The sequence below is a fragment of the Pseudomonas oryzihabitans NBRC 102199 genome (assembly GCF_000730625.1).
Classification (GTDB): Bacteria; Pseudomonadota; Gammaproteobacteria; order Pseudomonadales; family Pseudomonadaceae; genus Chryseomonas; species Chryseomonas oryzihabitans.
Genome location: NZ_BBIT01000019.1, coordinates 13,074 through 34,555, shown reverse-complemented (window position 1 = coordinate 34,555; position 21,482 = coordinate 13,074). Strand labels below are relative to the sequence as shown.

The following is a 21,482-nucleotide window of genomic DNA, read 5'->3' as shown; positions in this document are numbered from 1 at the left end:
TCTAAGCAGACCAGGGCAACGCCCGTCGCCCTGGCGCCTCTTCTGCTTCTGGAGCCGCTGCATGACCGCCTTCCACAATGCCCTCGCCAGCGTCCGCGCCCAGGTGTCCGCCGCCGAATGGGAGGCGCGGGTCAAACTCGCCGCCGCCTATCGCCTGGCCGCCCGCGAACGCTGGACCGACCATATCTACACCCACTTCTCGCTGCGGGTGCCGGGCCCGGAGGCGCACTTCCTGATCAATCCCTTCGGCCAGACCTTCGACGAGATCACCGCCTCTTCGCTGGTGAAGGTGGACATCGACGGCGAGATCGTCCTCGACCCCACCGGACTGGGTATCAACCCGGCCGGCTACGTGATCCACAGCGCCATCCACCGAGCCCAGCCGGAACTCCATGCGGTGCTGCACACCCACACGGCCGCGGGCATCGGTGTCTCCGCCCAGCGCGGCGGGCTGCTGATGCTTTCCCAACACGCCATGAGGTTCTTTGGCCGCCTGGCCTATCACGGCTACGAGGGCGTGGCCCTGGATCTGGACGAGCAGAGTCGGCTGGTGGCCGACCTCGGGGCGCACCCGGCGATGATCCTCTGCAATCACGGCCTGCTCACCGTGGGCGCAAGTCTGGAAGAAGCCTTCTGGCACCTCTATTACCTGGAGCGCTCCTGCGCCGCGCAACTGGCGGCCCAGAGCGGCGGCGCCGAGCTGGTTATCGCTGCGGACGCCGTCGCGCAGAAGGTCAGCGACCTCATCCCCGGCAATCTGGCGCGCGGCGCCCATGTCCGTCACTGGGAGGCGGCGGTACGTCAACTGGAGCGTCACGAAGGCCGGGAGTACGCGCAATGAAGCGACTGCTCGCCACGCTGGGCCTGGCCTTGCTGCTGGGGCAGGCCCAGGCGGCGCCGGATCTCTCCGGCGTGACCCTGGTGCTGGGCGACCAGGCCCGCGGTCTGCGCGCCATGATGGAAGCCGCCGGCACCCTCGAAGGCGCGCCCTACAACTATCGCTGGGCCAACTTCCAGGGCGCCGCGCCACTGTTCGAGGCGCAGCGCGTCGGCGCGGTGGATACCTCCTATGCCGGTGACCTGCCGGTGCTGATGGCCGCGTCCGGCGGCGTGCCGCTCAAGCTCATCGCCACCAATGTCGGCTACCCCCAGGCCAACGGCCTGCTGGTACAGAAGGATTCACCTATCCATTCGGTCAAGGATCTCAAGGGGCGCACCGTGGTGGTGTCCTCGGCCAAGGGCAGCATCTCCCAGCACCTGCTCTATGCCGCCCTGGAAGAGGCCGGGCTCAAGCGTGAGGACGTCACGGTCAAGTTCGTGCTGCCCACCGACGCCAGTGCCGCCTTCAATGCCGGGCAGATCGACGCCTGGGCGACCTTCGATCCCTATCTCGGCATCGCCGAGCAACACGGCGCCCGGCTGCTGCGCGATGGCCAGGGGCTGACCACCGCCCTGGGCTTTCTCACCGCCACCCCGGCGTCGCTGGAGGACCCGGCCAAGCGCGCCGCCATCGCCGATTTCGCCGGGCGCCTGGCCCAGGCACGGGCCTGGGCGGTCGCCCATCCGCAGGACTATGCGCGGGTCTATGCCGAGCTGACGCGGCTGCCGGAAGGCGCTGCGGTAGCCATTTCCACCCGCACCTCCCGTGGCCTGCGCCCGGTGCAGCCGGCGGACGTCGCCGCGGTGCAGCAGGTGGCCGATCTGTTCAGCGAACTCCAGGTGCTGCCCAAACCGGTCGACGTGGCCGCCCTGGCCGATGCCTCCGTCTTTACCCAGGAAGCCAAACCATGACCCTTATCCGCCGTACCCTGCTGGCGCTACCGCTGCTGCTCGCCGCCACCGCAGCCCTGGCCGCCGAGCCCCTGACCCTGCGTATCGCCGACCAGAAGGGCAACATGCGCGCCCAGCTGGAGGCCGCCGATGGCCTGCGCGACCTGCCGGGTTATCGCATCCAGTGGGCGGAATTTCCCGCCGCCGCGCCCCTGGCCGAGGCGCTCAATGCCGGCGCGGTGGACGCCGGCATCATCGGCGATGGCCCGCTGCTGTTCGCCCTGGCCGCTGGCGCGCCGGTCAAGGCCATCGCCGTGGACAAGTCCGATCCCTATGGCACGGCGGTGATCGTGCCGCGCGACTCGCCGCTGCGGACGGCGGCCGATCTCAAGGGCAAGCGCATCGCCACCGGGCGTGGCTCCATCGGCCATTACATCGCCCTCAAGGCGCTGGACTCGGTGGGCCTGACCGCTCAGGACGTGAGCTTTCGCTTCCTCGGCCCGGTGGACGCCAAGATGGCCCTGGCCAATGGCTCGGTGGACGCCTGGGCGACCTGGGAGCCCTACACCGCCCAGGCCGAGCAGGTCGACGGCGCCCGGGTGCTGGTCAGTGGTCGCGGACTCTGGGCGGGCAACAGCTTCCTGGCCGCCACCGACACGGCCCTGGCCGATCCGGCCCGGCGCACGGCGCTGCAGGACTATCTCGACCGTCTGGCCGCTGCTCAACGCTGGGGCTACGCCCACCTCGATGGCTATGCCAGGACCCTGGCGCAGATCATCGGCTTTCCCGAGGCGGTGGCCCGGTTGCAATTCGAGCGCCGCCAGCTGCACTGGGAGCCCATCGACCCGCAGGTGGTGGCGGACCAGCAGGCTGCGGCGGACTTCTACCACCGCAGCGGCCTGATTCCGCAGCGCCTGGAGGCCCGGGCGACCTTCGCCGAGGGATTCCGGGTGAGCAAGCCGGACGCGCCGCGGCAGGCCGCGCGGGAGTAGGGTGGGATGCAGGATGGTGTTGGGCTTCGCTCCGCTCAGCGCCAACCTACGGACCGGGTGCCAGGTAGTGGGAGCAGGCCTCCATAGGGGCCCAGCGCCAACTTACGCACCTTGGGCACCCCCTCTCCCTTGGGAGAGGGTTGGGGTGAGGGAAAAGCCACACTGCCCCTCGACCTATTCATATAACCCATCCTTATTTCAAAAACTCTGAACAGCTTGAGTAGGCTATAAGCCCTACCAAGGATGAGCGCACCCCGATGCCCCCACGTCTTCTCTTCACCCGTCGTCCCCTGACCCTGGGGCTCGCCGCCAGCCTGTTCACCGGACTGGTCGCCGCACCCCAGGCAGCCCAGGCCGAAGGCACCCTGCGCATCTCCGAACAATTCGGCGTGTCCTATGTGATCCTGCATGTGCTGCGTGACCAGCACCTGATCGAAAAGCACGGCAAGCAAGAGGGCGTCGACATCAAGGTCGACTGGATAAAGCTGTCCGGTGGCGCGGCCGTCAACGAGGCGGTGCTGTCGGGGGCGGTGGACGTCGGCTCCGCCGGGCTCGGGCCGCTGTTCACGCTCTGGGACCGCACCCATGGTCGGCAGAACGTCAAGGCCGTGGCCAGCCTGGGGGCCTTTCCCAACTACCTGGTCACCAACAATCCGCAGGTGAAGACCCTGGCCGACTTCACCGCCAAGGACCGCATCGCCGTGCCGGCGGTCAACGTCTCGGTGCAGTCGCGCTTCCTGCAGTACGCCGCCGCCCAGGCCTTTGGCGAGAAGAACTGGAATCGCCTGGATCCCCTGACCGTGGCGGTGCCGCATCCGGACGCCACCGCGGCGGTGATCTCCGGTGGTACCGAGATCAACAGCCACTTCGCCAATCCGCCGTTCCAGGAGCAGGAACTGGCCAGCGGCAAGGTGCACAAGGTGCTCAGTTCCTATGACGTGCTGGGTGGGGCCGTCTCGCCCAACCTGGTGTTCGTCACCGAGAAATTCCGCCGGGACAATCCCAAGACCTACAAGGCCTTCCGCGAGGCGCTGGTCGAGGCCGGACAGATCATCGAGAAGGACAAGGCCGCCGCCGCCCGTACCTATGTGAAGGTCGAGAATTCGCGCCTCGATCCGGCGCTGATCCAGCAGATCATCGAAAGCCCCGAGGTCAACTTCGACACGGCGCCGCAGAACACCCTGAAGCTGGCGGAATTCATGTACCGCATCGGGGCCATCCGCAACCAGCCCGGCAGCTGGCAGGACTATTTCTTCGTCGACACGCCCGACCAGAAGGGCAGCTGATCCCCTTTCCCTTACGGGTTCCACCGGACCACCGGACGAGCCCTCGACATCTCGAGGTCTCCCATGGCTATTCCTCCACTTTTCCAGCGCCTCGGGCTGCTCCTGGCGAGCACCACCCTGGCGCTGTCCGCCCAGGCCGCCGAGCCGCAGAAGATCCGCCTCGGCATCAACGACAGTCCGCAGAACGCCGCCCTGGAGCGCGCCGCCGAGGTGGCGCGGGAGCGGGGTGTGGAGGTGGAAATCGTCGCCTTCAGTGACTGGAACACGCCGAATCTGGCGCTCGCCCACGGCGACATCGACGTCAACTACTTCCAGCATCAACCCTTCCTGGAAAACGCCAACGCCCAGAACGGCTACGGCCTGGTGCCCATCGCCTATGGCGTGGAAAACAAGGTCGGTCTCTATTCCAAACGGGTGAAGAGCTTCGCCGAGGTGCCGGACGGCGCCACCGTGGCGGTGGCCGACGATCCGGTCAACCAGGGCCGCGGGCTGCACCTCTATGCCCGGGCCGGCCTGATCCAGCTCAAGCCCGGTACCGGGCCCAAGGCCAGCCTGCAGGACATCGTCGCCAATCCGCGCCACCTGAAATTCATCGAACTGCCCGGTCCGCAACTGGCGCGGGTGCTGGACGACGTGACCCTGGCGCAAAGCTATCCCTCGCACATCCTCGCCGCCGGCACCACGGATCCCAACAGCGCCCTGCTGTTCAGCGACGACGAGGCCAGCGGTCACCTCTATGCCCTGAGATTCGTGACCAAGCCGGACAAGGCCGATGACCCGGCGATCCGCACCTTCATCCAGGTGTTCCAGAACGATCCGCGGGTGCGCGAGGCCATCGCCCAGGCCTATGGCAATCCGCAGCTGTACAGCCTGGCCTGGCTGAACCGGCAGGAGGCCGCCCGATGAGCAATGCACTACTCAGAACCGCACCGGCGCCGCCGCCCGCCGAACCCCAGGCCGCTCCCGCGCGCGAGCATCTACGCCTGAGCGGCGTGCAAAAGATCTACACCGGCGGCGCGCTGCCGGTGACCGCCCTGGCGGACATCGACCTCAGCATCGCCCGTGGCGAGATCTTCGGCATCATCGGTCGCAGTGGCGCCGGCAAGTCCAGTCTGATTCGCACCCTCAATCGCCTGGAAGACGTCAGCGCCGGTCAGGTCCTGGTCGACGGCGTCGACATCGGCACCCTGAAGGGGGATCGCCTGGTGGCGCTGCGGCGGCGCATCGGCATGATCTTCCAGCACTTCAATCTGCTGGCCTCGCAGACGGTGCTGGAGAATCTGGCCTTGCCGCTGAAGGCCGCCGGCTTTCGCCGCGACGAGATCGAAGCCCGGGCGCGGGAACTGCTCGAGCTGGTCGGGTTGCAGGGCAAGGAACAGGTCTATCCCTCGCGGCTGTCCGGGGGCCAGAAGCAGCGGGTGGGCATCGCCCGCGCGCTGATGCTGAGGCCCGAGCTGCTGCTCTGCGACGAGGCCACCTCGGCGCTGGATCCGGAGACCACCCAGTCGATCCTGGCGCTGTTGCAGGACATCAATCGCCGCCTGGGACTGACCATCGTGCTCATCACCCACGAGATGGCGGTGATCCGCCAGATCTGCGACCGGGTGGTGGTGCTGGAACACGGCCGCATCGTCGAACAGGGCCCGGTGTGGCAGCTGTTCGGCGCGCCCCAGGCCGAAGCCACCCGGGCGCTGCTGGCACCCCTGGCGGCGCAGCTGCCGGCGGATCTGGCCAGGCGGCTCGGTGCCACCCGGCAACCGGGTGCCCGCGCGGTGCTGGAACTCAGCTACGACGGCCAGGGCGTGGAGCCCGACTTCCAGGCGCTGGGCCAGGCCCTCGGCGCACCGGTCGAACTGCTGCATGGCGGTATCGACCGTATCCAGGGCCATGCCCTGGGCCGCCTGCTGGTGGCGACCGCGGCGCCGGAGCGGCGGCTGGCAGGCTTCCTGACCCAGACCGGGTTGTTCGCCCGGGCGGAGGTGCTGGGCTATGTCTGACTTCATGCTCAAGGCGCTGTGGAAGGCCTTTCTCGATACCCTGACCATGGTCAGCGTGTCGGCGGCCATCGTCTGGTTCGCCGGCATCGCCCTGGCAGTGGTGCTGGTCACCACCGGGCGCGGCGCCATCTTTGCCGCGCCCACCCTCAACCGGGTGCTGGGCACCCTGATCAACGCCTTTCGCGCCACGCCCTTCATCATCCTGCTGGTGGCCCTGATCCCGCTGACGCGGCTGATCACCGGGACCACCATCGGCGTCTGGGCGGCGGTGGTACCCATCACCCTCAGCGCCACGCCGTTCTTTGCCCGGATCGCCGAGGTCAGCCTGCGCGAGGTCGGCGGTGGGGTGATAGAAGCGGCCCAGGCGCTGGGCTGCGAGCGGCGCCACATCGTCTTCAACGTGCTCCTGCCGGAGGCGCTACCCGGCATCATCGGCGGCTTCACCGTGACCCTGGTGGCCATGATCGGCGCCTCGGCCATGGCCGGTGCCATAGGCGCAGGGGGTCTCGGCGACCTGGCGATCCGCTATGGCTACCAGCGCTACGACACCCAGGTGATGGCCGTGGTGATCGTCATCCTGGTGGTGCTGGTGTGCGGCATCCAGTTCATCGGCGACCGCTACGTGCGGCACCTGCGGGCACGCTAGTGTGGTGTTTCAGACGTTCGCGCAAGAGTTGGCGAGTGATTTTTGGCGGTTCGGCGTTCCGAGCTGGCTAGGCGCCGCGACGAGTCATAGCAGGGCTATGGCGAGGAGTGGGAACGCCGCCGGGGCCTAAAAAGCGCCGCCAAAATTGTGCAGATAACGTCTGAAACACCACACTAGCTGAGGCGCTCCAGGTAGGCCGGCAATTCCGGGTCGGGCAATACCGAGAGCACCTTGAGCCGCTGCAGGGTGCGATCGCGGCCGCGCAGGAGGTGATTGCGCAACTGGCTGGCCGCCGAGTCCGGACTGCCTACCAGCAGGGATTCCAGCACCAGGCGATGCTCCACCAGCACCGCCTCGTCCAGCGGCGTGCCGAGCGACTGGTGGAAGATGCGCGAGACGTTCAGTGGACTCTGGCTGTGGGCGATCAGCTGGGCCAGCTTGCGATTGCGCAGGCCGGCCAGGCACCGCTCATGCAGATCCGCCTCGATGCGCTCCACCGCCGCCCAGGAGGTGGGGGCAGGGTGGGCGGCCAGTTGCTCCAGCCGTTCCAGCATCGCCAGCAGCTCGCTACGCGCCAGACCCGGCGCGGTCTGTAACAGCGCCTCGGGTTCCAGCAGGGCGCGGATCTCGTAGTCGTCGCGGATGGCCTGGGCGGTGAGCGGACCGGCCAGCCACTGGCCATAGGGTTCCTTTTCCACCAGGCCGCGGTCACGCAGGCGCATCAGGGCTTCGCGCACCACGGCGCGGCTGACGCCCAGGTGGTCGGCCGCCCGTTGCTCGTCCAGCCGGAAATGGCCAAAGAGCAGGGCGTGGCTGACACAGGCGGCGATCTCGTCGCCGACGCGCTCGCCCAGGGAGCGCGTATCGATCAGGTCATCGCTGCTGTCCAGCCCGAGCAATTGGCGGGTCAGTGGCTGGCGCTGCGGCTCGCCCGCGGTGCCGGCCGGATCGATCAGATAGCCGCGCCCCTCGAAGCGGCGGATCAGGCCTTCCTCCTGCAACAGCGTCAGCGCCTGGCGCACCGGCACCCGGCTGGTGCCGAACAGTTGCGCCAGCGGCGCCTCGACCAGCACCAGCCCTGGCGCCGCGCGACCGGCCAGGATGGCTTCGCGCAGCGCACTGCGGATCATCGCGTAGCGCGCGGCGGTACGACTGTCATCGAGGGGGGCGGGGACTGCTGCCGACATCGGGGACCTTCCGGAAACGAGATGAGAATTGTGGCACAGGCCTACGGCCTTTCGCGCGTTACCGGCTGGGCCAGGTGCACGCACGGTAACGGGGCAGGCGTTACGGTTCTGCACAGAAATGGATCTATTTAATTTAAGTACATTTTATAGGGTGATACCGGGAAAAGGCCCAGGCGACCGCTAGAGGTCAGCGTTTCGAGTCTGCGGCGTCCTGTTTTTTCAAGCTGGCACAAAGCCTGCTCTGTTAAACGTACCAAATTATAAAATGTACGTTTAAGGAGCGCCGATGGAACCCGCCCACGCCCTGTCCCTGGATGCCGTCGCGCTTGGCGAGGCCTATGCCGCCGGCACCCTCGATCCGGTCGCGGTCTTCGAGGCGGCACTGGCGCGCGCCCAGGCATCCTCGGCCGTATTCATCACCCTGACCGCCGAGCGCGGACGCGCCGAAGCCCTGGCGGCGCGCGAGCGCTGGCAGGCCGGGCAGCCGCGGTCGCCGCTGGATGGGGTGCCGCTGGCCTGGAAGGACCTCTTCGACCTGCAGGGCGAGGTCACCACCTGCGGCGCCGAACTGCGCCGCCTGGCGCCACCGGCCACCACCGATGCCGTGCTGGTGCAGCGCCTGAGCCAGGCCGGCCTGGTCAGTCTGGGCAAGGTCAATCTCAGCGAATTCGCCTATTCCGGCGTCGGGTCGAATCCCCATTTCGGCACGCCCGCCAATCCCCGGGCGCAGGGCGAGGTGCGCATACCGGGGGGCTCTTCCTCGGGTTCGGCGGTGGCCGTCGCCGCCGACATCGTGCCCCTGGCGTTCGGTACCGACACCGCCGGTTCGGTGCGCCTGCCGGCCGCCCTCAATGGACTGGTGGGGTATCGGCCCAGCCTGGGGCGCTATCCGGCGACCGGGATCTTTCCACTGGCCGCGTCCTATGACGTACCGGGTCCGCTGGCGCGCAGCCTGCGCGATGTGCAGTGCCTGGATCGCCTGCTGACGGGCGCGGCTGCCCGCCCGTTGCCGGCGCCAACGGAACTGCGGGTGGTGCTGGACCTCAGCGTGCTGGACGACGCCCGGGTGGAGCCGGCGGTGCGGGCCAATCTGCTGGCCGCTACCGAGCGGCTGGCCCGCGGCGGAGTGAACGTGGAGCGCCGCGCCCGCACGGTCTTTGCCGAGGCCCTGGACGTTCTCGCCGCAGAAGGTTGGCCAGGGGCCCTGGAAGCCTTCGCCCTGCACCGCGAAGTGCTCGACGGTCCCGCGGCCGAACGCCTGGATCCGCGGGTGCGGCAGCGCCTGGAGCGAGCGCGGGCCTTGCCCGACGGTCACCTGGCGGTCCTGCATGAACGCCGCGACCGATTGCGGGCAGCCTTTGCCGCCGAATTCGCCGAGGCGCTGCTGCTGGTGCCAACGGTCGGCCGGGTGGCGCCGCCGCTGGCCCCTCTGGACGCCGACGCCGACCTCTTCGCCGCCACCAATCTGGAGCTGCTGCGCCTGACCATGGCCGGCAGCCTGCTCGGCGCGCCGGGTGTCTCGCTACCCAGCGGTCGCGATGCCCAGGGCCTGCCCACCGGGCTGTTGCTGGTGGCCCCGGCCGCCGCGGACGAACGCCTGCTCGATGCCGCCACGGCCGTGGAAGCCCTGGTCAGCGCCTGAATTCAAGCGGCGGTGGCGGGGGCCCGGCTCCGCCATCGACCTGGCTTTCTTCCGGGTACTGGAGAGTGCAACGATGGCCAAAGAAATCTTCGTTTCCATCGGCGTCGACGTCGACGCGGTTGCGGGCTGGCTCGGTTCCTACGGCGGCGAGGATTCGCCCGATGACATCTCCCGCGGCCTGTTCGCCGGCGAGGTGGGGTCGCCCCGGCTGCTCAAGCTGTTCGAGCGCTACGGCCTCAAGACCACCTGGTTCATTCCGGGCCATTCGGTGGAGACCTTCCCCGAGCAGATGCAGGCAGTGGCCGCGGCGGGCCACGAGATCGGCATCCATGGCTACAGCCACGAGAATCCCATCGCCATGACCCCCGAGCAGGAGGAGGCGGTGCTGGATCGATCCATCGAGCTGATCACCGCCCTGGCCGGCAAGCGGCCCACCGGCTATGTCGCGCCCTGGTGGGAATTCAGCAGGGTGACCAACGAGCTGCTGCTGAAGAAGGGCATCAAGTACGACCACAGCCTGATGCACAACGACTTCTCGCCCTACTACGTGAGGGTCGGCGACAACTGGACCAAGATCGACTACAGCCAGCAGCCCGAGAGCTGGATGAAGCCGCTGGTGCGCGGCCAGGAAACCGATCTGGTGGAGATTCCGGCCAACTGGTACCTCGACGACCTGCCGCCGATGATGTTCATCAAGAAGGCGCCCAACAGCCACGGCTTCGTCAATCCGCGCCATCTGGAAGAGATGTGGCGCGACCAGTTCGACTGGGTCTATCGCGAGCTGGACTACGCCGTCTTCCCCATCACCATCCACCCCGATGTCTCGGGGCGGCCGCAGGTGCTGCTGATGCTCGAACGCCTGATCGAGCATATCCAGGGTCACGCCGGGGTGCGCTTCGCCACCATGGACGAGATCGCCGACGACTTCCTGCGGCGCCAGCCGCGCCAGCGCTAAGCGCCCAGCCCACAGGTACAGGACCATGACCCTCCCTGCCGCCAGCTCGCTCCACCCGGAAACCCCCACGGCTGCCTGGAAACCGCAGCCGCTGTCTTCCGCTGATGTCCGCTACGCCACCTGGATCGCCTTCTTCGCCTGGGTGTTCGCCGTCTACGACTTCATCCTGTTCGGCACCCTGCTGCCGGTGATGGGTGGGCACTTCAACTGGAGCGAAGCCGAGCAGGCCGAACTCGCCACCTGGGTAGCCCTGGGCGGGGCCATCATCGCCTTCGCCATCGGCCCGCTGGTGGACCGGATCGGTCGCCGCGGCGGCATCATCGTCACCATCGGCGGCACGGCCCTGTGCTCGGCACTGACCGCGCTGTGCGCCGGCATGGGCAAGGTGCCGCTGGTGCTGGTGCGTTCGGTGGCCGGCCTGGGCTATGCGGAGGAGGGGGTCAACGCCACCTACCTGACCGAGGTCTATGCCGCCTCGGACGATCCGCGGCTGATCCGCCGCCGCGGCTTCATCTACAGCCTGGTGCAGAGTGGCTGGCCGATCGGCGCGCTGATCGCGGCCGGCCTCACCGCCTTGCTGCTGCCACATATCGGCTGGCAGGGCTGCTTCGTGTTCGCCGCCGTGCCGGCCTTCGTCATCGCCGTGCTGGCGCGCAAGCTTAAGGAAAGCCCGCAATTCCAGGTGCATGCCCGGATCCAGCGCCTGCGCCGCGAAGGCCAGGAGCAGGACGCCCGCAGCCTGGCGCGGGAATACGGCGTGGACTACGAAGAGCACGCCAAGGCCGGCGTGGCCATGGCCTTCAAGGGCCAGGCCCTGCGACCGACCCTGGTGCTGAGCCTGGCCATCCTGCTCAACTGGTCGGCGATCCAGGTGTTCAGCGTGCTGGGGACCTCGGTGATCGTCAGCGTGCACAAGCTCAGCTTCGAGAATTCGCTGTGGATCCTGGTGCTGTCCAACGCCGTCGGCTTCATCGGCTACCTGTTCCATGGCTGGCTGGGCGATCGCATCGGTCGGCGCAACACCGTGGCCCTCGGCTGGATGTGTGGCGGCCTGGCCTTCTTCGCCATGCTGCAGGCGCCCAGCCAGCTGGTACCGGTGGTGGCGCTCTACAGCCTGGGACTGTTCTTTCTCACCGGACCCTATTCGGCCATGTTGTTCTTCATGGGCGAAAGCTTCCCCACCAGCATCCGCGCCACCGGTGGCGCCATCGTCCACGCCATGGGGCCGCTCGGCGCCATCCTCGCCGGCCTCGGCATCACCAGCGTGCTCGGCAGCGGTGGCCAGTGGCACAGCGCCGCGCTCTGGTTCGGGGCGCTGCCGTGCTTTCTCTCCGGCCTGGTGATGTGGGCCGCGCGCCACGTCGAACCCACCAGTCTCAAATGACAGGAGCCTCCATGACAGCTCATACCTCTCCCGTCGCCCTGATCACCGGTGCCGCCAGCGGCATCGGCCAGGCCCTGGCCGTGGCCTATGCCCAGCGGGGCGTGCGGGTGGTCGGTGGCTACTATCCCGGCGATCCCCATGACCCGGAAGAGACTCGCCAGAAGGTGATTGCAGCGGGGGGCGACTGCCTGCTCGAACCCCTGGACGTCCGCGACAGCGCCTCGGTGGACGCGCTTGCCGATGCCGCCCTGGCGCACTTCGGCCGCCTCGACTACGCCGTGGCCAATGCCGGTCTCCTGCGCGCCGCGCCGCTGCTGGAAATGAGCGACGCGCGCTGGCAGGAAATGCTCGACGTCGACCTCACCGGGGTCATGCGCACCTTTCGCGCCGCCGCGCGGCACCTGGGGGAGGGCGGGGCCCTGGTGGCCATCTCCTCCATCGCCGGCGGCGTCTACGGCTGGCAGGACCATGCCCACTACGCCGCGGCCAAGGCCGGGGTGCCCGGGCTGTGCCGCTCGCTGGCCGTCGAACTGGCGCCGCGGGGCATCCGCTGCAACGCGGTGATCCCCGGTTTGATCGAGACGCCCCAGTCGCTGGACGCCAAGAATTCCCTGGGCCCGGAGGGCCTGGCCAAGGCCGCCCGCAGCATTCCCCTGGGGCGGGTCGGCAAACCCGAGGAGGTGGCGGCGCTGGTGCGTTTCCTGACCAGCCCCGAGGCCAGCTACATCACCGGCCAGAGTCTGATCGTCGATGGCGGTCTCACTGTCCGCTGGCCCGATTGAGGAGCAGAAGATGTTCGAGCTGACAGACCGCTGCGCCCTGGTGACCGGCGCGGCCAGCGGCATCGGCGCCGCCATCGCCCGCAGCTATGCCGCTGCGGGGGCGCGCCTGGTGCTGGCCGACCGCGACAGCGAGCGCCTGGCGCAGGTGGCCGCGGAATGCCGCGCCCTGGGGGCCGTGGTGACCGAGACCGTCGCCGACGTCGGCGAGCCGGAGGGTGCCTGGGCCGGAGTGGACGCCTGCGTGGCGGCCCATGGCGGCATCGACATCCTGGTCAACAATGCCGGGATGCTGACCCAGGCGCCCTGCGTCGACCTGACCCTGGCGCAGTGGAACGACATGCTGCGCGTCGACCTCACCAGTGTCTTTCTCGCCAGCCAGCGCGCCCTGCCGTTCATGCAGGCGCAGCGCTGGGGACGCATCATCAACGTCGCTTCCCAGCTCGGCATCAAGGGCGGCGCCGAACTCTGCCACTATGCCGCGGCCAAGGCCGGGGTGATCGGCTTCACCAAGTCGCTGGCGCTGGAAGTGGGCCGCGACAACGTGCTGGTCAACGCCATCGCCCCCGGACCCATCGAGACCCCACTGGTGGACGGCATCAGCGCCGACTGGAAGGCGGCCAAGGCCCGCGAATTGCCGCTGGGCCGCTTCGGCCGGGCGGAGGAGGTGGCGCCGGTGGCGCTGCTGCTGGCCAGCGATCCGGGGGGCAACCTCTTCGTCGGCCAGACCCTGGGCCCCAATTCCGGCGACGTCATGCCCTAGGAGGTAGCCATGTGCGGACTGTGCGGCCTGCTCGGGCCGGATCTCCACTGGAGCGATCCGCTGGGCGACGACCTGCCCCGGCGGCGCGAGCGCCTGCGCCGGGTCGCCGCCATCAACCGGGTGGTGGCGCCGTTCCGGCTGACGGTGAGCGACGTCCAGGGCGCCTCCTACCTGATCCAGGGACCGACCGGGCGCCAGGCCCTGGCCGAAGGGCTGGACGACCTCTGGCGCCAGGCCGAAGCGGTGCTGGGACGACCGCTCGATCCCCTGGATCCGCGGGTGCTGGCGCCGCTGGAGGGAGTGTCTTGAGCCTCGCCATCAATGTCATCACCGGTTTTCTCGGCAGCGGCAAGACCACCCTGCTGCGCCGCTTGCTGGCCCAGGAGGCCCTGGGCGAGACGGCGCTGCTGATCAACGAATTCGGCGAGGTCGGCATCGACCACCTGCTGGTGGAAGAGGTGGCCCCGGACACCGTGCTGCTGCCCAGCGGCTGCGTCTGCTGCTCGGTGCGCGGCGATCTGAAGGCGGCGCTGCTGACCCTGCACGGGCGGCGCAGTCGCGGCGAAATACCGGCCTTTCGCCGGGTACTGCTGGAGACCACCGGCCTGGCCGATCCGGGGCCGATCCTGGCCACCCTCAATCTCGATCCCCAGTTGCGCGGACGCTTCCACTTGGGCTTGCTGGTGACCGTGGTGGACGCCGAGCACGCCGCCTTGCAGGAAGGGCTGCACCCGGAGTGGCTCAACCAGGTCACCGCAGCCGACCGGCTGTTGCTGAGCAAGGCTGACCGGGTCGCGCCTGCCGTGCTGGAGCGGCTGGATCGGCATCTGGCCCAGCTCAATCCCACCGCCACCCGCGCCCTGGCGGCGGCGGTGGCCAGCGGCGATGACCTGTTGCTGGGCGAGGGCCTGCGCGCCGCCGATCCGGCGGCCGAGGTCGGTCGCTGGCGCCTGTTCGCCGCGGTCGCCGAAGGCCGCCACGGCAGCGCCGAGGTCTGCTGCCTGGAGTTCGACCGTCCCCTGGACTGGATGGCCTTCGGGGTGTGGCTGTCGATGCTGCTAAGATGCCACGGGCAACGCATCCTGCGAGTCAAGGGCATCCTCGATGTGATCGACGCCAGCCAACCCATCGTCATCCACGGCGTGCAGCACAGCCTGCATCCGCCGGTGCACCTGCCGGCCTGGCCGGCGGGCGAACGCCGCTCGCGGCTGGTGTTCATCGTCCGCGAGCTGGACACCGCGCTGCTTAGACGCTCCTTCGCCGCCTTCATGGGCGGCCTGGGACGGGCCGCATGAGCACGCCGCTGACCCTGCGGGTGCTGGGCACCTCGGTGACCCTGCTCGAACCCATCCGCCAGCGGGCGGAGGCGGAACTGGGCATTCGCCTGGTCTACCAGATCCACGACGTCCAGACCGCCCAGCGCATCGCGGTGCTGGAGCCGGGCAGCTACGACCTCTATGACCAGTGGTTCCACAACGTCGACTTCGTCTGGCCGGCGCGGGCGATCCAGCCCATCGACATCCGCCGCATCGCGCTCTGGGAGGAGATCAACGACCTGCCCAAGCGCGGCCGGCTGCATGCCACGGATCGCCTGGCGCCCGGCTGCCGGCCGTGCGATCGCCTCTATGTGCAGCACGACGGCAGCCTCGGCGGCCAGCCCAGCGAGCGCATCAGCATGCTGCCGCTGACCCACAACGCCGACAGCTTCGCCTATCGCCCGGAAAGCCTGCCTGCCGCCCTGGCGGGTCAGCAGGAGAGCTGGGCCTGGCTGATCGACGAAGGCTGGTGCGGCCACAGCGCCCTGCAGAGCGACGCCGCCATCGGCGCGCTGGACGCCGCTCTGGCGATCCAGGCCGCCGGCCTCGCCCGGTTCGACGACATCGGCAACCTGCGCCTGGAGGAAATCGACCGCCTCGCCGAGGTGCTGGTGGAGCGTCAGCGTCATCGGCACTTCGCGGCGTTCTGGTCCGACGACCGCAGCGCCGGCGAGCTGACCCTGGCCGCCGGGGTGGACATCCAGAGTCTCTGGTCGCCCATGCTCATGGCGCTGCACCGGGCGGGGGTGGATTACCGGGTGGCGGTCCCGCGCGAGGGCTATCGCGCCTGGTTCGGCGGTCTGTCGCTGTCGCGCTGCGCGGAGGGCCGGGTGCGCGACGCCGCCTATGCCTACCTCAACTGGTGGCTGGCCGGCTGGCCCGGCGCGGTGATGGCGCGCCAGGGCTTCTATATCGCCAATCCGGTGCGGGCGCGGGATCACCTCAGCGCCGCCGAATGGGACTTCTGGTACGGCGGCCTGCCGGCCCGGGAAGAACTCGCCGGCAGCGACGGCCTGCCGCTGATCGAGGTGGGTCAGCGGCGCGAAGGGGGTTCCTATGCCCAGCGCATGGGCCATATCGGCGTGTGGAATTCGGTGATGGACGAGCACAACTACCTGGTGCGGCGCTGGAGCGAATTCCTGCGCACCACGGCGGCCTGAGGCGACGGTTTCCAGGCGAGAAGGGCGTGCCAGACGCCTCGCTGCGCTGTTGCCCAGGGAACAGCGACTGGACAGCTGCCCTTGGCGCTACAACGGAAATCGTCTTACGTTTTATCACAACTCATTGATTGAAAACGCTTTTTAGACTTGGTTCGGTTCTTGATTGAAGGCTCAGGGTCACTGTTTCGCTCGCCCTCGCGGCGAGCCCAACCCGGAGAGCCTTTGCATGTCGCAGAACCCCGTCAAATTCGCCTATTGGGTCCCCAACGTCAGCGGCGGCCTGGTGGTCAGCACCATCGAGCAGCGCACCCACTGGGGCATCGACTACAACCGCAAGCTGGCCCAGCTCGCCGAGCAGGCCGGCTTCGATTACGCCCTGACGCAGATCCGCTTCACCGCCGGCTACGGCGCCGAATACCAGCATGAATCGGTGGCCTTCAGCCATGCGCTACTGGCCGCCACCGAGCGTCTCAAGGTGATCGCCGCCATCCTGCCCGGCCCCTGGAATCCGGCGCTGGCGGCCAAGCAGCTGGCGACCATCGACCAGCTCACCAATGGCCGCGTCGCCATCAACCTGGTGTCCGGCTGGTTCAAGGGCGAATTCCATGGCATCGGCGAGCCCTGGCTCGACCACGACGAGCGCTATCGGCGTTCCGAGGAGTTCATCCGCGCCCTCAAGGGCATCTGGACCCAGGACAACTTCAGCTTCGCCGGTGACTTCTATCGCTTCCGCAACTACACCCTGAAACCCAAGCCGCTGCAGCAGCCGCACCCGGAGATCTTCCAGGGCGGCAGCTCCCGGGCCGCGCGGGACATGGCGGCACGGGTCTCCGACTGGTACTTCACCAACGGCAACACCCCCGAGGGCATCCGCGCCCAGGTCGAGGACCTACGCGCCAAGGCCGCGGCGAACGGCCACGCGATCAAGGTCGGCGTCAACGCCTTCGTCATCGCCCGGGACACCGAGGCCGAGGCCCGCGCGGTGCTCGACGAGATCATCGCCAAGGCCAACCCGGAGGCGGTCCAGGCCTTCGGCCACGAGGCGCGCAATGCCGGCGCGGCCAGTCCGGAGGGCGAGGGCAACTGGGCCAAGTCCAGCTTCGAGGATCTGGTGCAGTACAACGACGGCTTCAAGACCAACCTGATCGGCACCCCCGAGCAGATCGCCGAGCGCATCGTCGCCCTCAAGGCGGTGGGCGTGGACCTGGTGCTGGCCGGTTTCCTGCACTTCCAGGAAGAGGTGGAGTACTTCGGCAAGCGGGTGCTGCCGCTGGTGCGCGAACTCGAAGCCCGGGCCGCGGCCCAGGCGGCGGCCTAGGCCATGGATGCGGCTCTGGCCAAGCCATCGCCGGTGCTGCTGGAGGTCAGCGACCTGGCGCTGGCCTTTGGCGGGGTCACGGCCTTCGCCGAGGTCGGCTTCCAGGTTCGCGCAGGCGAGATCTGCGCCCTGATCGGGCCCAATGGCGCCGGCAAGAGTTCCTTGCTCAACGTGATCAACGGCCTCTACCGACCGCAGCGGGGCAGGGTGCAATTGGCCGGCAGCAGCGCGGCGCTGCGCCGCCCGCAGGCGGCGGCGCGGGCCGGGGTCGCGCGTACCTTCCAAAACCTGGCCTTGTTCAAGGGCATGAGCGTGCTGGACAACGTGCTCACCGGGCGCGGCCGCCATCGGCGCGCCTCCTGGCTGGAACAGACGCTGGGCCTGGGCCGCGCGCCGGCCGAAGAGCGGGTGCAGCGGGCGGTGGCCGAGTGGGCGCTGGACTTCCTGCACCTGGGTCCCTGGCGCGACGTCCCGGTGGGCAGCCTGCCCTATGGGCTGCAGAAGCGCGTGGAGCTGGCCCGGGCACTGGCGGCCGAGCCGCGGCTGCTGCTGCTGGACGAACCCATGGCCGGGATGAACGCCGCGGAGAAGCGCGAGCTGAGCGGCTACATCCGGGCCATCAACCGCGAGCGCGGAGTGACCGTGGTGCTGATCGAGCACGACATCCAGGTGGTGATGCAGCTGGCGGATCACGTAGTGGTACTGGACTACGGCCGGCTCATCGCCGATGGCGCACCCGCCGCGGTGCGCAACGACCCGGCGGTGATCGCCGCCTATCTCGGGACCCGTCACTAGAAGTTGTTGACGATCTGCTGCGCGTCGGCCAACCGGCGTTGGAAAGACCTTCGGAATGCTCATTTACCACTCGTAAACTCCGCTTCCTCAGGCCTTTCCGCCTTGTTTGGCTCTAGCTCGCGAGATCGTAAACAGCTTCTAAGGACACTGAACGCCTCAGGGAGAAAACCATGGCGTTTTTCTTGGAAGTCTTGCTCGGCGGCCTGCTCGCCGGGGTGATGTATGCCCTGGTGGCGCTGGGCTTCGTGCTCATCTACCGCGCTTCGGGCGTCTTCAATTTCGCCCAGGGCGCCATGCTGCTGTTCGCCGCCCTGACCTACGTCAGCCTGGTGGAGCGCGGCCTGCCCGGCTGGCTGGCGCTGCTGGTCACGCTGGGCGTCATGATCCTGCTGGCGGTGGTGGTGGAGCGCACGGTGCTGCGGCCGCTGGTGAATCGCTCGCCGCTGGTGCTGTTCATGGCCACCCTGGGCCTGGCCTATTTCATCGAGGGCGCCGCCCAGGCGCTGTGGGGCGCCCAGGTGCACGGCCTGGACCTGGGTATCGAGGACCGTCCGCTGGAGCTGGGCGAGCTGCTGCTGTCGAGCTTCGACCTGTTTGCCGCGGCGGTGGCGGCGGTGCTGGTGATCGGACTGTCGCTGCTGTTCGAGCGCACCCGCCTGGGCATCTCGCTGCGCGCCGTGGCCGATGATCCCCTGGCGGCCCAGGCGGTGGGTATCCGTCTGCCGCGCATCTGGGCGCTGGTCTGGGCGGTGGCCGGTTGCGTCGGCCTGGTGGCGGGCATGCTCTGGGGCGCACGGCTGGGGGTGCAGTTCTCGCTGTCGCTGATCGTGCTCAAGGCGCTGCCGGTGTTGATCATCGGCGGCTTCTCCTCGGTCACCGGGGCCATCGTCGGCGGCCTGCTGATCGGCGCCAGCGAAAAACTCGCCGAGGTCTATCTCGGCCCTCTAATCGGCGGTGGTCTGGAGAACTGGTTTCCCTATGCCTTCGCCCTGGTATTCCTGCTGATTCGACCGGTTGGCCTGTTCGGCGAACCCGTGGTCGAGCGCGTCTAGAGGACCTTCCATGAGCACTTCCCTCGACGCCCTGACGGCGCGTCCGCTGGCCTCCCGTGCACCCGCTGTGCGACCCGCGCGCCTGGCGTTGGCCGCCTTCCTGATGCTGGCTTTTGGCGTGCTGCCCTGGGTCGGCAGCGACTATCTGTTCAATGCCCTGCTGATTCCCTTCCTGGTACTGGCCCTGGCCGGGCTAGGACTGAACCTGCTCACCGGCTATGCCGGGCAGCTGTCGCTGGGTTCGGCCGCCTTCATGGCGGTCGGCGCCTTCGCCACCTACAACCTGCAGGTACGCATGGGCTGGCCCCTGCCGCTGTGCCTGTTCGCCGGCGGCCTGCTGGCGGCCCTGGTGTCCCTGCTGTTCGGCCTGCCCAGCCTGAGGATCCGTGGCTTCTACCTGATCGTCTCCAGCCTGGCGGCGCAGTTCTTCGTCCTCTGGGCCCTGACCCGCTTCGACTGGTTTTCCCATGGCAGCGCCTCGGGGGTGATCAGTGCGCCGCCGCTGGTGCTGCTGGGCCAGGATTTCGGCGGGCCGCTGGATCGCTACCTGGCCACCCTGCTAGTGGTCCTGGTGCTGTTCGCCTTCGCCGCGCGACTGGTGCACGGCGAACTCGGCCGTACCTGGATGGCGGTGCGCGACCGGGAAACCGCCGCTGCGGTGATGGGCCTGTCGGTGGTGCGGGCCAAGCTGCTGGCCTTCGCCCTGAGCGGCTTCTACCTCGGCATCGCCGGGGCGCTCTGGGCCTTTACCTACCTGGGCACCGTGGAGCCCCATGGCTTCGACCTGAGTCGCTCCTTCCAGATCCTCTTCATCGTCATCCTCGGCGGCCTGGGCAGCCTGGCCGGCAGCCTCTATGGCGCGGCCTTCATCGTGCTGTTCCCGCTGCTGCTCTCCAACCTGGCCGGCTGGCTGCCGGGCGACTTCATCGCCGCGGGCCAGCTGGAGAACCTGCAAAAGATGGTCTTCGGCGCCCTGATCATCCTGGTACTGATCAAGGAACCCGAGGGCTTGGCCCGACTCGCCACGCGTGGCTGGCAACGCCTGCAGCGCCGCTGACTTCACTCCCTGCCGGCGGGAAGGCCCGCCGGCGCTCCAGCCCCACAAGGAAAGTCTCCATGTTCAAACGTCATCTGCTCGGCAGCCTCGTCCTGGCCCTGGGCCTCAGCAGCTTCGGCCCGGCCCAGGCCGCGGGCGAGCAATACTTCCCGTTGCAGAGCTATCGGGTTGGCCCCTATGCGGCGGGCGGCACCGGCTTCTTCGGCGGCTTCATCGACTACATGAAATACGTCAACGCCAATGGCGGGGTGAATGGCGTCAAGCTGGTGTGGAGCGAGTGCGAGACCGAGTACATCGTCGAGAAGGGCGTGGAGTGCTACGAGCGCCTGAAGAACGGCCATGACGGCGCGCCCGCCGCTGCCACCAACCCGCTGTCGGTGGGCATCGCCTACGCCACCCTGGAAAGGTCCACCGCCGACCGCCTGCCGCTGATCACCATCAACCACGGTCGCACCGACTCCACCGATGGCAGCGTCTTTCCCTATGTCTTCCCGCTGCAGCTCAACCCCTATTCGGAGGTCTCGGCCATCCTCAACTGGATAGGCCAGCAGGGCGGTGGCGAGGCCAGCCTCAAGGGCAAGAAGATCGTCACCCTCTACCACGGCTCGCCTTATGGCAAGGAAACCAACGAGGTCCTGCAGAAGCTGGCGGATCGCTACGGCTTCGAGCTGACCCTGCTGGAAGTGCCCCATCCGGGCAACGAACAGCAATCCCAGTGGCTCAATATTCGCCGCCTCAAGCCCGACTGGGTGATCCTGCGTGGCTGGGGGGTGATGAACCCGGTGGCTATCAAGACCGCGCAGAAAGTCGGCTTCCCGGTTGACCACATCATCGGCAACATCTGGAGCAACTCCGAGGAAGACGTGCGTCCGGCTGGCGCGGCGGCCAAGGGCTTCCTGGCCATCACCACCCACCCTTCGGGCACCGCCTTCCCGGTGCTGCAGGGCATCGAACGCGACGTGGTGGCCAAGGGGCAGAGCGACCTGGCCGATCCCAAGCGTTTCGGCACCGTCTACTACAACCTCGGCGTGGTCAACGGGATCCTCAATGTCGAGGCCTTGCGCCTGGCCCAGGCCAAGTATGGCGACAAGCCCCTCAGCGGCGAGCAGGTGCGCTGGGGCTTCGAACACCTGAAGCTGGACGACGCCCGCCTGCAGGCCCTGGGCGCCAAGGGACTGGTGCAGCCGCTCAAGCTCTCCTGCGCCGACCACGAAGGCGGCGGCGCCATCCGCATCCAGCAGTGGGATGGCGAGCAGTGGCAACTGGTGAGCGACTGGGTGCAGGCCGATCGCGCCTTCCTGCGGCCCATCATCGAGGCCTCGGCCCGGCAGTACGCCAAGGAAAAGGGCATAACCCCCCGTGATTGCAGCAAGGAGAGCTGAC

21 protein-coding genes are annotated in these 21,482 nt (G+C 68.3%); 20 read left to right on the top strand and 1 reads right to left on the bottom strand.

The annotated features are described in order from the left end of the window. Nucleotides 1–61: 61 nt before the first annotated feature. From POR01S_RS18915 to POR01S_RS18885, 7 genes are all read left to right on the top strand, one after another. Entirely contained in the window at nucleotides 62–841 is a 780-nt protein-coding gene (locus tag POR01S_RS18915; protein WP_042137674.1) for a class II aldolase/adducin family protein, read from the top strand. After that, a complete protein-coding gene (locus tag POR01S_RS18910) occupies nucleotides 838–1,791 on the top strand; it encodes an ABC transporter substrate-binding protein (protein WP_042137672.1) in 954 nt (317 codons plus the stop codon). The genes POR01S_RS18915 and POR01S_RS18910 overlap by 4 nt, the downstream gene beginning before the upstream one ends. 5 nt (nucleotides 1,792–1,796) lie before the next feature. Beyond that, nucleotides 1,797–2,762, top strand: coding sequence for an ABC transporter substrate-binding protein (locus POR01S_RS18905; protein WP_156045042.1), 966 nt, complete (start codon nucleotides 1,797–1,799; stop codon nucleotides 2,760–2,762). Between the two features lie 257 nt (nucleotides 2,763–3,019). Continuing rightward, nucleotides 3,020–4,048, top strand: a complete 1,029-nt coding sequence (locus tag POR01S_RS18900; protein ID WP_042137668.1) for an ABC transporter substrate-binding protein — start codon at nucleotides 3,020–3,022, stop codon at nucleotides 4,046–4,048. Nucleotides 4,049–4,111: 63 nt separating this feature from the next. Beyond that, complete coding sequence (locus POR01S_RS18895; protein ID WP_027597733.1) at nucleotides 4,112–4,954, top strand: MetQ/NlpA family ABC transporter substrate-binding protein; 843 nt, start codon at nucleotides 4,112–4,114, stop codon at nucleotides 4,952–4,954. Next, entirely contained in the window at nucleotides 4,951–6,045 is a 1,095-nt protein-coding gene (locus POR01S_RS18890; RefSeq protein WP_042137666.1) for a methionine ABC transporter ATP-binding protein, read from the top strand. Before POR01S_RS18895 ends, POR01S_RS18890 begins: the two co-directional genes overlap by 4 nt. Then, nucleotides 6,038–6,691, top strand: coding sequence for a methionine ABC transporter permease (locus POR01S_RS18885; protein ID WP_027597735.1), 654 nt, complete (start codon nucleotides 6,038–6,040; stop codon nucleotides 6,689–6,691). Before POR01S_RS18890 ends, POR01S_RS18885 begins: the two co-directional genes overlap by 8 nt. Before the next feature lie 173 nt (nucleotides 6,692–6,864). Here the strand turns inward: POR01S_RS18885 and POR01S_RS18880 are convergent, their stop codons facing one another. Further along, nucleotides 6,865–7,878 carry a GntR family transcriptional regulator gene (locus POR01S_RS18880; protein ID WP_042137663.1) on the bottom strand — a complete coding sequence of 338 codons (1,014 nt, stop codon included), beginning with the start codon at nucleotides 7,876–7,878 and terminating at the stop codon, nucleotides 6,865–6,867. Nucleotides 7,879–8,164: 286 nt separating this feature from the next. Between POR01S_RS18880 and POR01S_RS18875 the strand changes: the two genes are divergently transcribed. From POR01S_RS18875 to POR01S_RS18815, 13 genes are all read left to right on the top strand, one after another. Then, entirely contained in the window at nucleotides 8,165–9,520 is a 1,356-nt protein-coding gene (locus POR01S_RS18875; RefSeq protein ID WP_042137661.1) for an amidase, read from the top strand. Between the two features lie 73 nt (nucleotides 9,521–9,593). Further along, nucleotides 9,594–10,475 carry a polysaccharide deacetylase family protein gene (locus tag POR01S_RS18870; RefSeq protein ID WP_027601201.1) on the top strand — a complete coding sequence of 294 codons (882 nt, stop codon included), beginning with the start codon at nucleotides 9,594–9,596 and terminating at the stop codon, nucleotides 10,473–10,475. Between the two features lie 25 nt (nucleotides 10,476–10,500). Further along, nucleotides 10,501–11,859: an MFS transporter gene (locus POR01S_RS18865; RefSeq protein WP_027601200.1), complete on the top strand. Its 1,359-nt coding sequence runs from the start codon at nucleotides 10,501–10,503 to the stop codon at nucleotides 11,857–11,859. An 11-nt stretch (nucleotides 11,860–11,870) separates the two neighbouring features. After that, nucleotides 11,871–12,641, top strand: coding sequence for an SDR family NAD(P)-dependent oxidoreductase (locus tag POR01S_RS18860; protein ID WP_042137659.1), 771 nt, complete (start codon nucleotides 11,871–11,873; stop codon nucleotides 12,639–12,641). A gap of 10 nt (nucleotides 12,642–12,651) precedes the next feature. Next, nucleotides 12,652–13,401, top strand: a complete 750-nt coding sequence (locus POR01S_RS18855) for an SDR family NAD(P)-dependent oxidoreductase (RefSeq protein WP_042137657.1) — start codon at nucleotides 12,652–12,654, stop codon at nucleotides 13,399–13,401. 9 nt (nucleotides 13,402–13,410) lie between these two features. Then, nucleotides 13,411–13,710: a hypothetical protein gene (locus POR01S_RS18850; protein ID WP_027597742.1), complete on the top strand. Its 300-nt coding sequence runs from the start codon at nucleotides 13,411–13,413 to the stop codon at nucleotides 13,708–13,710. After that, nucleotides 13,707–14,696, top strand: coding sequence for a CobW family GTP-binding protein (locus POR01S_RS18845; RefSeq protein ID WP_027597743.1), 990 nt, complete (start codon nucleotides 13,707–13,709; stop codon nucleotides 14,694–14,696). The genes POR01S_RS18850 and POR01S_RS18845 overlap by 4 nt, the downstream gene beginning before the upstream one ends. Next, the gene (locus POR01S_RS18840) at nucleotides 14,693–15,877 is read left to right on the top strand and encodes an ABC transporter substrate-binding protein (protein WP_042137656.1); all 1,185 of its coding nucleotides are present in this window, start codon (nucleotides 14,693–14,695) and stop codon (nucleotides 15,875–15,877) included. Before POR01S_RS18845 ends, POR01S_RS18840 begins: the two co-directional genes overlap by 4 nt. 226 nt (nucleotides 15,878–16,103) lie before the next feature. After that, nucleotides 16,104–17,195 carry a dimethylsulfone monooxygenase SfnG gene (sfnG, locus tag POR01S_RS18835; RefSeq protein ID WP_027601194.1) on the top strand — a complete coding sequence of 364 codons (1,092 nt, stop codon included), beginning with the start codon at nucleotides 16,104–16,106 and terminating at the stop codon, nucleotides 17,193–17,195. 3 nt (nucleotides 17,196–17,198) lie between these two features. Beyond that, nucleotides 17,199–17,990, top strand: coding sequence for an ABC transporter ATP-binding protein (locus tag POR01S_RS18830; RefSeq protein WP_042137654.1), 792 nt, complete (start codon nucleotides 17,199–17,201; stop codon nucleotides 17,988–17,990). A gap of 170 nt (nucleotides 17,991–18,160) precedes the next feature. Beyond that, nucleotides 18,161–19,042 (top strand): branched-chain amino acid ABC transporter permease, encoded by an 882-nt coding sequence (locus POR01S_RS18825; protein WP_042137652.1) that lies wholly within the window; start codon nucleotides 18,161–18,163, stop codon nucleotides 19,040–19,042. A gap of 10 nt (nucleotides 19,043–19,052) precedes the next feature. Then, a complete protein-coding gene (locus tag POR01S_RS18820) occupies nucleotides 19,053–20,099 on the top strand; it encodes a branched-chain amino acid ABC transporter permease (protein ID WP_042137650.1) in 1,047 nt (348 codons plus the stop codon). Nucleotides 20,100–20,158: 59 nt separating this feature from the next. Next, the gene (locus POR01S_RS18815) at nucleotides 20,159–21,481 is read left to right on the top strand and encodes an ABC transporter substrate-binding protein (RefSeq protein WP_042137648.1); all 1,323 of its coding nucleotides are present in this window, start codon (nucleotides 20,159–20,161) and stop codon (nucleotides 21,479–21,481) included. Nucleotide 21,482: the final 1 nt, after the last annotated feature.

Bases quoted from the DNA above. Each gene is read 5' to 3' on its own strand.
- POR01S_RS18915 (WP_042137674.1), top strand. From the start codon at position 62: ATGACCGCCTTCCACAATGCCCTCGCCAGCGTCCGCGCCCAGGTGTCC.
- POR01S_RS18910 (WP_042137672.1), top strand. From the start codon at position 838: ATGAAGCGACTGCTCGCCACGCTGGGCCTGGCCTTGCTGCTGGGGCAG.
- POR01S_RS18900 (WP_042137668.1), top strand. From the start codon at position 3,020: ATGCCCCCACGTCTTCTCTTCACCCGTCGTCCCCTGACCCTGGGGCTC.
- POR01S_RS18895 (WP_027597733.1), top strand. From the start codon at position 4,112: ATGGCTATTCCTCCACTTTTCCAGCGCCTCGGGCTGCTCCTGGCGAGC.
- POR01S_RS18890 (WP_042137666.1), top strand. From the start codon at position 4,951: ATGAGCAATGCACTACTCAGAACCGCACCGGCGCCGCCGCCCGCCGAA.
- POR01S_RS18885 (WP_027597735.1), top strand. From the start codon at position 6,038: ATGTCTGACTTCATGCTCAAGGCGCTGTGGAAGGCCTTTCTCGATACC.
- POR01S_RS18880 (WP_042137663.1), bottom strand. From the start codon at position 7,878: ATGTCGGCAGCAGTCCCCGCCCCCCTCGATGACAGTCGTACCGCCGCG.
- POR01S_RS18875 (WP_042137661.1), top strand. From the start codon at position 8,165: ATGGAACCCGCCCACGCCCTGTCCCTGGATGCCGTCGCGCTTGGCGAG.
- POR01S_RS18870 (WP_027601201.1), top strand. From the start codon at position 9,594: ATGGCCAAAGAAATCTTCGTTTCCATCGGCGTCGACGTCGACGCGGTT.
- POR01S_RS18865 (WP_027601200.1), top strand. From the start codon at position 10,501: ATGACCCTCCCTGCCGCCAGCTCGCTCCACCCGGAAACCCCCACGGCT.
- POR01S_RS18860 (WP_042137659.1), top strand. From the start codon at position 11,871: ATGACAGCTCATACCTCTCCCGTCGCCCTGATCACCGGTGCCGCCAGC.
- POR01S_RS18855 (WP_042137657.1), top strand. From the start codon at position 12,652: ATGTTCGAGCTGACAGACCGCTGCGCCCTGGTGACCGGCGCGGCCAGC.
- POR01S_RS18850 (WP_027597742.1), top strand. From the start codon at position 13,411: ATGTGCGGACTGTGCGGCCTGCTCGGGCCGGATCTCCACTGGAGCGAT.
- POR01S_RS18840 (WP_042137656.1), top strand. From the start codon at position 14,693: ATGAGCACGCCGCTGACCCTGCGGGTGCTGGGCACCTCGGTGACCCTG.
- sfnG (WP_027601194.1), top strand. From the start codon at position 16,104: ATGTCGCAGAACCCCGTCAAATTCGCCTATTGGGTCCCCAACGTCAGC.
- POR01S_RS18830 (WP_042137654.1), top strand. From the start codon at position 17,199: ATGGATGCGGCTCTGGCCAAGCCATCGCCGGTGCTGCTGGAGGTCAGC.
- POR01S_RS18825 (WP_042137652.1), top strand. From the start codon at position 18,161: ATGGCGTTTTTCTTGGAAGTCTTGCTCGGCGGCCTGCTCGCCGGGGTG.
- POR01S_RS18820 (WP_042137650.1), top strand. From the start codon at position 19,053: ATGAGCACTTCCCTCGACGCCCTGACGGCGCGTCCGCTGGCCTCCCGT.
- POR01S_RS18815 (WP_042137648.1), top strand. From the start codon at position 20,159: ATGTTCAAACGTCATCTGCTCGGCAGCCTCGTCCTGGCCCTGGGCCTC.